This window comes from Simplicispira metamorpha, from assembly GCF_004341365.1.
GTDB classification, from domain to species: domain Bacteria; phylum Pseudomonadota; class Gammaproteobacteria; order Burkholderiales; family Burkholderiaceae_C; genus Simplicispira; species Simplicispira metamorpha.
Genome location: NZ_SLXH01000053.1, coordinates 1 through 7,974, shown reverse-complemented (window position 1 = coordinate 7,974; position 7,974 = coordinate 1). Strand labels below are relative to the sequence as shown.

The 7,974-nt window shown below is 59.0% G+C and carries 9 protein-coding genes and 1 pseudogene; 2 read left to right on the top strand and 8 right to left on the bottom strand.

The features are described from left to right. Positions 1-134: 134 nt before the first annotated feature. The gene (locus tag EV674_RS17120; protein WP_119014885.1) at positions 135-986 is read right to left on the bottom strand and encodes a sulfotransferase family protein; all 852 of its coding nucleotides are present in this window, start codon (positions 984-986) and stop codon (positions 135-137) included. Then, entirely contained in the window at positions 983-1,738 is a 756-nt protein-coding gene (gene cysC, locus EV674_RS17115; RefSeq protein ID WP_119014884.1) for an adenylyl-sulfate kinase, read from the bottom strand. The genes EV674_RS17120 and cysC overlap by 4 nt, the downstream gene beginning before the upstream one ends. A 418-nt stretch (positions 1,739-2,156) precedes the next feature. Here cysC and EV674_RS17110 point away from each other — a divergent pair, with 418 nt between their 5' ends. Together EV674_RS17110 and EV674_RS17485 are read left to right on the top strand one after the other, a co-directional pair. Continuing rightward, positions 2,157-3,152, top strand: a complete 996-nt coding sequence (locus EV674_RS17110; RefSeq protein ID WP_165887116.1) for a DNA-binding protein — start codon at positions 2,157-2,159, stop codon at positions 3,150-3,152. 6 nt (positions 3,153-3,158) lie between these two features. Beyond that, a complete protein-coding gene (locus tag EV674_RS17485; RefSeq protein WP_157983733.1) occupies positions 3,159-3,311 on the top strand; it encodes a hypothetical protein in 153 nt (50 codons plus the stop codon). On the opposite strand, the gene EV674_RS17105 is transcribed toward EV674_RS17485, so the two are convergent. From EV674_RS17105 to EV674_RS17080, 6 genes and pseudogenes are all read right to left on the bottom strand, one after another. Continuing rightward, positions 3,308-3,754 (bottom strand): DUF2442 domain-containing protein, encoded by a 447-nt coding sequence (locus EV674_RS17105; protein WP_119014882.1) that lies wholly within the window; start codon positions 3,752-3,754, stop codon positions 3,308-3,310. The two genes, EV674_RS17485 and EV674_RS17105, sit on opposite strands and share 4 nt — an antisense overlap. A gap of 3 nt (positions 3,755-3,757) precedes the next feature. After that, the gene (locus EV674_RS18050; RefSeq protein WP_119014881.1) at positions 3,758-3,994 is read right to left on the bottom strand and encodes a DUF4160 domain-containing protein; all 237 of its coding nucleotides are present in this window, start codon (positions 3,992-3,994) and stop codon (positions 3,758-3,760) included. A gap of 84 nt (positions 3,995-4,078) precedes the next feature. Next, positions 4,079-4,651: pseudogene (locus EV674_RS17095) on the bottom strand (transposase); the annotation flags it as partial. A gap of 122 nt (positions 4,652-4,773) precedes the next feature. Continuing rightward, positions 4,774-6,501, bottom strand: a complete 1,728-nt coding sequence (locus EV674_RS17090) for a recombinase family protein (protein WP_119014880.1) — start codon at positions 6,499-6,501, stop codon at positions 4,774-4,776. Positions 6,502-6,511: 10 nt separating this feature from the next. Then, positions 6,512-6,727 (bottom strand): hypothetical protein, encoded by a 216-nt coding sequence (locus tag EV674_RS17085; RefSeq protein WP_119014879.1) that lies wholly within the window; start codon positions 6,725-6,727, stop codon positions 6,512-6,514. 146 nt (positions 6,728-6,873) lie between these two features. Continuing rightward, positions 6,874-7,566: a transposase gene (locus EV674_RS17080; protein WP_119014878.1), complete on the bottom strand. Its 693-nt coding sequence runs from the start codon at positions 7,564-7,566 to the stop codon at positions 6,874-6,876. Positions 7,567-7,974: the final 408 nt, after the last annotated feature.

The window sequence follows — 7,974 nt, the reverse complement described above, 5'->3', positions numbered from 1 at the left end:
GCGCAAGTTTGGGGCCCAACTACAGCCCCAGACGGGCGCGCTTGTCAGCGAACGCCTGTGGAATCAGGCTATTGAGATACCTATTTAGCAATCCCGTTTTTGGCCTCTGGCGCTTATGCAGCAAGCGCGAGCAGCTATGATTTTTGATGGTTCTTGGCGGTGATGACGTTGGCGCGGCTGCGGCTGCCGTCCTGCCAGAACGAGAGCTGGCTGTACTGCTCGAACAGGTCGGGCGGCAAGATGGTCTGGCGCGGCTCCAATGCCACCCGGGCGCGCACCTTGTGCAGCCCATGCAGGCCCAGGGCTTCGTCGAAGTCGGTGGCGTCGTACTTCACCTGCTCGAAGTTGTGCGCGTATTCGGGCTCGCCCAGAAACTGGTAGATCAGCGGCAGCACCTTGTGCGGCGCCTGGGCCAGCAGGTCGTAGTCCACCACCAGCAGTGATTCGGCGTGCTCGCCATAAAAGGCCTCCTTGAGCGCCGTCCAGGGGTAGCCCACCATGCGGTTGCGCTGGGCCAGGGTGTCCACGCGGCTGTACACCGTGTTGCGCTCGGTGTCGTCGCTGAACAGGCGTGTGATCTCGTAGGGGTTGGCGCGGTAGCGGCGCTCGATGCTGTCCATCACCCAGGCCACGTTGCGCACGCAGGCAATCAGCTTGGCGCCGGGAAACAGGTCCATGAGTGCGGGCATTTGCGCGCTCCACATGCGGTTGGTGTCAAAAATCACGTCTTTGCTGCCCGCCTGCTCGGCGTAGTAGCTTTCGAACAGGCCACGCGCCAGGCGCCGGCGCTGCTCGGTAGTGACGATGGGACCAAATTCGCTGCCTGCGCCCAGCTGGTTGAGCATGCCCCGGAACAGGCCGCCCACCGGGCTGGTCATGCCCGCATGGAAACGCGGGTTTTGCAGCAGCAAGGCCGACAGCAGCGTGGAGCCTGCGCGGGGCAGGCCGGTGATGAAGTGGTAGCGGGGCGAGGGGGGAGCGGTCATTCGTGGAGCGGATGAGGATGGGTGTTGCAGCAGGCGAGCATTTGGGTGACGGCCAGGGATACGTTGGTGGCGCTGGTGTCTATGCTCAACCAAGGTTCCAGAGGCTTCTCGTAGTAGGCCTGCACGCCGGTCATCTGTGCCAGTGGGTTGGCTCGGGCGCGCATATACAGCCCCTTGGGATCGCGCTGCTCGCAGACTTGCAGCGGCGTGCTGACAAAAATCTCTTTGCAGCGCTGCAAACCTACCGTGGCGTAGGCGGCTGCGCGTGCGTCAGCGGCTGGAGACACCATGGCCACCACGGCGTGGATGGCGTTGTCGTTCAATAGCCGGGCCATGTGGGCGGCGCGGCGCACGTTTTCGGCACGGCTGGCATCGTCAAACCCCAAGTCTTGGCACAGGCCAGCGCGCAGTTCATCACCATCGATCACGCACACCGGTTTGCCGCGCTGGCGCAGCGCATGGGCCAAGGCCTGTGCCAAGGTAGTTTTGCCTGCACCGGGCAGGCCAGTGAGCCACCAGGTGGTAACTGTGCTTTGTGGTGTCATGAAATTGGTGGAGTACCACAGCACCTTGCAGTGCTGTGTGTGATTCGTGGCATCAGCCAAAACAAGTCCCAAACTGGCAAGGAACCGTTTGTAGCGGGCACTTTTGAAGCTGTCACCGTTTTTTGGCACTTTGGGCGATCCGATTGTTTGCGTCACTGGTTCGGCCTTCAGTGAGCCGAGATGCAAGCTCCAAGTTGCTCTGCACATCGCGTCAGTGCAGCCTTGCAGGTCAGGATGCCAGATAGCGGCTCCTGGACGGCAGGCATCACTGCGTACCCTGTACCGACAGAAGTGAGCATGCTGTGGCAAGTGGGCTGTGTGGTGGGGCGACTCGGAGGGCGCCGGAATGTTTCACGGGCAATTTTTCACGCCGCTGTTTTGCTATCAAGTGGTTGATTCTCTTGTGCTTTTTTATTGCATCTAGTGCTTTGTTGCCGTGAAACATTCTTTGGTGCCGACATTTTTTCCGCTGTTTTTTGTGGTAGCGCTGTTGTTCTTTGACATTATGGTAATAATGACTAAAAATAAGGAAAAAACGTTCTGAGAATGGCGTGATGCGTGCGTATTTGAACGTTAAAAACCTACAATGGGGCTTCCCAGAACGGTTTTTACAGGAGAGCGCCCCATGTCACGCCTGACCCAGGTGCAGTACGAGCAGGTGGCCAGCGCCTGCGCGGAGCTTTTTCGCGCGGGCGACTCGGTGAGCTTTGCCAAGGTCTACCAGCGCATTGGCTCGCGCGGCGGCCAGCAGGTGGTCTCGGACATGATTCGGCGCTGGCGCCAGGAGGTGGCCGAGCGGCTTTTGGCGGAGCGTGCGCATCCGCAGTTGCCGCCCGAGCTGGTGCAGGCCTCGGATGGTCTGGTGGCTGCGCTGTGGCAGCAGGCACTGGGGTCGGCACAGCAGGGGTACCAGCAGCAGGTGGAGGCTTTGGCGCAGCGGGAAGCGGATTGGCAGCGCAAGCTCGATGATTCCCAGGTGTATGTAGGCCAGGTAGACCGGGAGAATTTGGAAATCAAGGCGCAACTGGCCCATGTGCAAGGGCAGTTGCAGGCGCAGCAGGCTGCACACCAGGAGCTTGTCCAGCAGCACCAGGGGCTACAGGATCAATGGGTCCAGACGGACAGGGCGCGGGTGCTGGCACAGGAGCAGGTGGCTCAGTTGCAGGGGGTGATGGAGTCTGAGCAGCTACGGTATGCCCAAGCGCTGGAGGCTTTGAAGGTGCAGCATGCCCATGAACTGCGCCAGGTGCAGGTACGGGCCGATGAGGATAGGCGCCACCTGCTGCAGCAGACCGATGAGTTGCGCCAGGCGCACCGGGCGCAGGCGGCGCAGCTGCGTGAGCAGCTCGCTGGTGAGCGCGTGGCGGTGGAAACGAGCCGGCAGCAGCTCAATACAGCCCGTGAGGCGGGTGCGCGCTGGCAGGGGCGGGCCGAGGTGGCGCAGCAGGAGCTGGTTGAGCTCAAGGCGCAAGCGGCCAAGGCCCAGGAGGATGCGTCACGTTGGCAAGGCAGGGCCGATGCCTTGCAGGAGGCCTTGGCGGTGGCGCGGCAGCAGGTCGATGCGCTCAGTGAGCGGCTGGGGGAGCGCAATCCTGCAGAGCAATCCTCGCTGCTACGGTAGGTGCCTATGTCCTCAGAAGACGACGCCTCGTACAAGCTGCTGTTTTCTGCGCCGGAAGTGGTGCGGGACTTGGTGCTGGGATCCATCCCCGACCAGTGGCTGCACAGCCTCGACTACACGACGCTGGAACAGCGTCGGCCCAGGTTCTGTGCTGCCTAACTGGGTGCGTGAGCCCCCATGTCGATGGCTCGGCAGGCAAGTCCAACCACCTTGGGTATGGGACGGCTGCCGGTTCGATACTGGCTAACGGTGCGGCGAGTCAGACCCAGCACGTCAGCGGCTGCAGAAAGCGTGAAGTGATGGCGGTCTTGCCAGTGTCGAAACTCGATGTTTGCCTGCAATCCCGCCTGCTCCATCGCCATTTCCAGCACACGGTCGCTGTCAAGCGAGGCACCGCACTCCCATTCCAACGTCCAGCCCCAATCCGTCACCTGCGCGGTCACGAACTGTTCCGGATTCTTCAGGGGAGCGAAGGCATCGAATTCATCGGCCAGCGCTGATAGATCAATGATGAACTGCCGACCATGGGTGTAGCGGACTTCCAACGTGACCCCGGAGAGCGTCCGGACCGATTCCAGGCGCGGGGCTGTCGATTTGCTCATGGCTTACCTCTTCGTCGGGTTGTTCATGCGGGAGCACTCAGCGGAAATCACTTCCTCATGATCCAGAACCCAGGCCAGCGCCTGCTTGATGACCTTGGCTGGAACGCCATCGTTATTGATACTGCCGTCAAGATCTATCACGGCCTTTCCGTCTGGGTGCAGCACATGGACATGCACAGGTGGATGTTCGTTGCCTTGTACGCGGACAATCCATCCGTCGCCTGTGTGAACTTTACCCATTGACTCATTATAGGGAAATTATTTCTCTACTTTAAGGAAACCCTGCATAACTCAACACCATTTGTGCTTGCCGCATCCGTTTTTTCACCCAGTGCGCGGGAAGCCCCGGGGTTCAGCCCGGGGCTTCCCGCGCACTGGGTGATCGAGTTGTCCACGTGCCGCTGTGCGCGCAGGCCTGCCTCTGGGGATGTAATCTTGGGGAACGGCAGGCACTTGGCGTTCGATGAAGTTTTTTTTATCCCCGACAGGCTTTTCGGCGATGAGTCGCTCACTCATCAAGAATGCGTAGGCTGCGATGCTCAAGCTCGCATGGTGGTGGAACCCTCGCCAGCCGCGCCCCTCGTAGTGCCCCAAGCCGAAGTCCTGCTTGAGGTCTTGGTAGTCGCGCTCGATACGCCAACGCTGGTAGGCGGAGCCGACCAAATCGTTCAAGGGAGTGCTCTCGGGCAGCGTTGACAGGATGTATTTGACTGGCTCGGCCTGCTCCACTGGCCACTCGATGAGCAACCACTCTTGCGGGCGCAGACGCGCCTTGCCCGCATTGCCACCAGCGTGACGCACCCGCACCGCTGCGAACCGTCCCGTGAGTGGCGCGTTGGTGCCCTCGCGCCAACTGATCGTCTGAAACGCCTGCGCCGGTAGCGAGTAACGGAGCTGGCACTTGTTTCTAATTTGTACTGTTCTGGGAACCTGTCGGTACGAATTGGGAACAGGTTTTCCCTGCACCAACCAACAAAAAACCGGCTTTTTTGCCGGTTTTGGTTGGGTTCAGGACCTATTTAGGCTGGCTCCAGACACTCCTCTTGCTGCTGAATTGCCTCCGGGGTGGGAAGTGGCTGCTCCAACGCCTGAACCACCCAGTAGCCGGGCTTTTCTTTTTTGTTCAACGGGATGTACTGCAATGTGAAGCGTGCCTCAACCTCTTGCTGCGTCAAGCATGAGGTGCCGCTGGCCATACCCAAAGCAACCCCAGGTGCAAACCTGACACGGAATTTTGAGAAGTAGCGCCCCTCTTTGCCCTCAAAAACCACCATAGGAAACAGCCTGGCCAAAATTGTGCGCAGCTCGTGCGGCGCCACGTTGGCATCGAACAGCTTGGACAGCAGCTTGCGCGGGTCGACTTGCAACTGCGCTTCAACCGTTGCCGTGTCCAGCACTTGGGCACCCGCTTGCAGCTTGGCCAGTTGCTGCTGCGACGCAATCACCTGCTGGCGCGTTTCTTTGTAGCGTTTCTGCAAGGTTTCATCGTCTCCCTCTGCATCTGCATCTGCGAGCATGCACGAGAGACGCTCTTGAGCATTTTTGAGTTTTTTCACTCGCGCAGCGCACTCTTCGATTTCTGCACTGTTGTCGCTCGTCAGTCGTTGTCGCAGGGATTGCCTAAATGCGTGCAAAAAAGGTCCCGAGATAAAACGCTCCAGGGCTTGGATGAGCATGAACTGCACCCCTGCCACAGCAATCGTTGATGTGAGTCGGTCTGTTGCCCCGAGAGAACTTCTGGCATCGCTGCATACCGGGCAGTACAACGAGCGACAACGCTTCACCGCTGACACCGCAAGCGTTGCACCGCAGCAGCCGCAGGTGAGGACACCGGTCAAGGCATGCTGTCCACCGCCGTAGCCTGATCGGCTCACGGAACGGTTGTTGCACCGGGTCCAGACTTCGTCGCTGACCAGGCGCAGCTCTGGCCGCGGGTACTCTACGCTCTGGACCTCATCGCCAAGTTCTTTCATCTTTTTGGCGTAAGTGCTGGAACCGCGCCACACAAAGATTCCCTTGTAGATTGCGTTTTCCAGCATGTTTTTGACCCGCGCTGGGCGCCAATGGGCCTCTTGTCCATCACGGCCTTTTCTGCTGCAAGCGACATTTTTTTGATTGAGCCAGGCAGCAATCTTGTGCATTGACTCGCCTTTGGCGCGCTTGTCAAAAACTTGACGCACGATGCTCGCGTTCTCCTCATCAATGACCCAATGGCTACCGATGTGATTTTGGTTGCCATCGAAGATACGCTGCAAGCGATAGCCAAATGCGGGGGGTGCAATCATGTACCCACGCTCCAACTGCCCGACCATGCCCCGGTCGACGCGGTAACTCAACTTGCGGCTTTCTTGCTGCGCAATCAAACCTTGAAAGCCCAGCCGCAATTGCCAATCGGGGTCTTGTGTGTCTACGCCGTCTGCGGTTATCAAGCGCACGCGCCGACTTTTTTCCAGGCGCTTTTGCAATACGGCTTGCTCGACACCGTCACGGCTCAGGCGGCTGAACTCATCGACGACAAGGACGTCGAATTTGCCGTTATCCCAATCTTGCCGAAGGCGTCGATAGCCTTCGCGTAGCGCATCGCCTTTGTCCGTGCCCGAGACCGCAGCGTCGGTGTAAATCAAATCCTTGCTGATGGACAGACCATGGCGCTGCGCCAGTTCAGTGCAGCGCCGTATCTGGTCTTCGAGCGAAGTTTCGTTTTGTTTGTCGCACGAGTAACGTGCGTAAATTGCCAGTTGTGTCATGGCTGTCTCCCTACTGCCCTGGTTCTTTGCGGGCAGATTTTTCTTGCATCAATTCATCAGCAGCTATCTGCGCGAGCAGCTCTGCCAAGTCCCGCACCTGGGCCGGCAAGGCTGTGGCCTGTGCCAAAAAACAGGATTGGTTATTAGGTATAGGCACGTCGCAGCGTGTGTTTTCAACGTTTTTGCGGTTTGCGTGAAAAAATTGGGGTTTCAGAGGTGCGCTCATCGAGGATTGCGATAAAAAGAGGGTGAAAGAGAAGGCGCAAGTGCCAACGCACGCGCACGTACCAGCCCTGGCCAGGGCTGGTAGCAAAAAATGGAGGGGGTTAAGCGCCGCAGGGCAGGTGCCTGCGGGCTATTGCGAACGGGGCGTTATGGCCCTGGTGCTGCGCACAAGCCGTGAATTTCTCGGGCAAATGAGGCCGCGGCTTTTTTGAGTAGCTCGTTGTCTGCTTGGAGTTGCCGCAGACGATCTTCGAGCTGTCTCACGCGCTGCTCTGCATCGGACTGCTGGTGGGCAGCTGGGCTGCCGGTACTTTCTGTGCCGCAGAGGCTGTGCAGTCCAGCAGTTTCTTGGGCGCCGAATTCCAAAATCCAGCGACGCACGACGCTATCGACCAAATTCAGGTGTTTGCAGACTTGGCCGACGCTCAGGTGCTGCTCGCGCATGAGTTGGATAACTTGCCGTTTGTAGTGCGTGTCAAAGTAGCGACGGCGGCGGCGTTTTCTGGTGAGCGCTGTTGCCTGCACAGCAGATGCTTCATCCACTTGTGGCGGGGAGTGTGGTGCAACGCTCTCTGCGATGTGCTGGGTGGGCGCAGTGGAGCAGCCCAGCGCTGCCAAGCGTTTGAGTGCCGTCACTCCTCGTATGATTCGACCGATGGCCTGCTGCAGCTCTATGACGGACTTGGGATCGCTGTTGAGCACGTGCAGTGCTTCAGAGAGGCTGTCGATGGCGTGCCGACGTAAAAGCGCGCGGTCGCACTCAATTTGCTCAGCTAAGGTTTTAGGGAGAGGGGATAGAGAATGCGCAGGCAATGGCGCACGGGCATGCAGATGCGGCATATGATGGCTCCGTATCGAGACTTAGATCCCACCCACCGCGTTTCTACGCGCGACAGGTGGACGTGGCGGTTAGAAACACGGGATACGCCGTGCGATCGTCCTTGCGGATGGATCCCACCACGCCCGTAAACCAGAGGGTTGCTGGTGAACCAACAACACGGATTTTGGGCATGACAAAACCCCTCTCTCGGTGGGGATTGCTACCGCGTATCTGAAGGCGTTCCTACGCGCCGAGCTTTTCAGCCTGTTTGTGAGACTATCACAAAGAATCCTAATGTGGCGGTATGAGATGTAAATTTTGTATGCTCGGGCTGCTAGTACTACAGCCGTAGATTCTCTTCAGGAGGAATGCATCCCCGACGCCGGTAGTGGAACAGCTGCGCCCGTCGTTGATGTCGCCTGCGCCAG

Coding starts and splice junctions, on each gene's coding strand:
- EV674_RS17120 (WP_119014885.1), bottom strand. CDS start 986: ATGACCGCTCCCCCCTCGCCCCGCTACCACTTCATCACCGGCCTGCCC.
- cysC (WP_119014884.1), bottom strand. CDS start 1,738: ATGTGCAGAGCAACTTGGAGCTTGCATCTCGGCTCACTGAAGGCCGAA.
- EV674_RS17110 (WP_165887116.1), top strand. CDS start 2,157: ATGTCACGCCTGACCCAGGTGCAGTACGAGCAGGTGGCCAGCGCCTGC.
- EV674_RS17485 (WP_157983733.1), top strand. CDS start 3,159: ATGTCCTCAGAAGACGACGCCTCGTACAAGCTGCTGTTTTCTGCGCCG.
- EV674_RS17105 (WP_119014882.1), bottom strand. CDS start 3,754: ATGAGCAAATCGACAGCCCCGCGCCTGGAATCGGTCCGGACGCTCTCC.
- EV674_RS18050 (WP_119014881.1), bottom strand. CDS start 3,994: ATGGGTAAAGTTCACACAGGCGACGGATGGATTGTCCGCGTACAAGGC.
- EV674_RS17090 (WP_119014880.1), bottom strand. CDS start 6,501: ATGACACAACTGGCAATTTACGCACGTTACTCGTGCGACAAACAAAAC.
- EV674_RS17085 (WP_119014879.1), bottom strand. CDS start 6,727: ATGAGCGCACCTCTGAAACCCCAATTTTTTCACGCAAACCGCAAAAAC.
- EV674_RS17080 (WP_119014878.1), bottom strand. CDS start 7,566: ATGCCGCATCTGCATGCCCGTGCGCCATTGCCTGCGCATTCTCTATCC.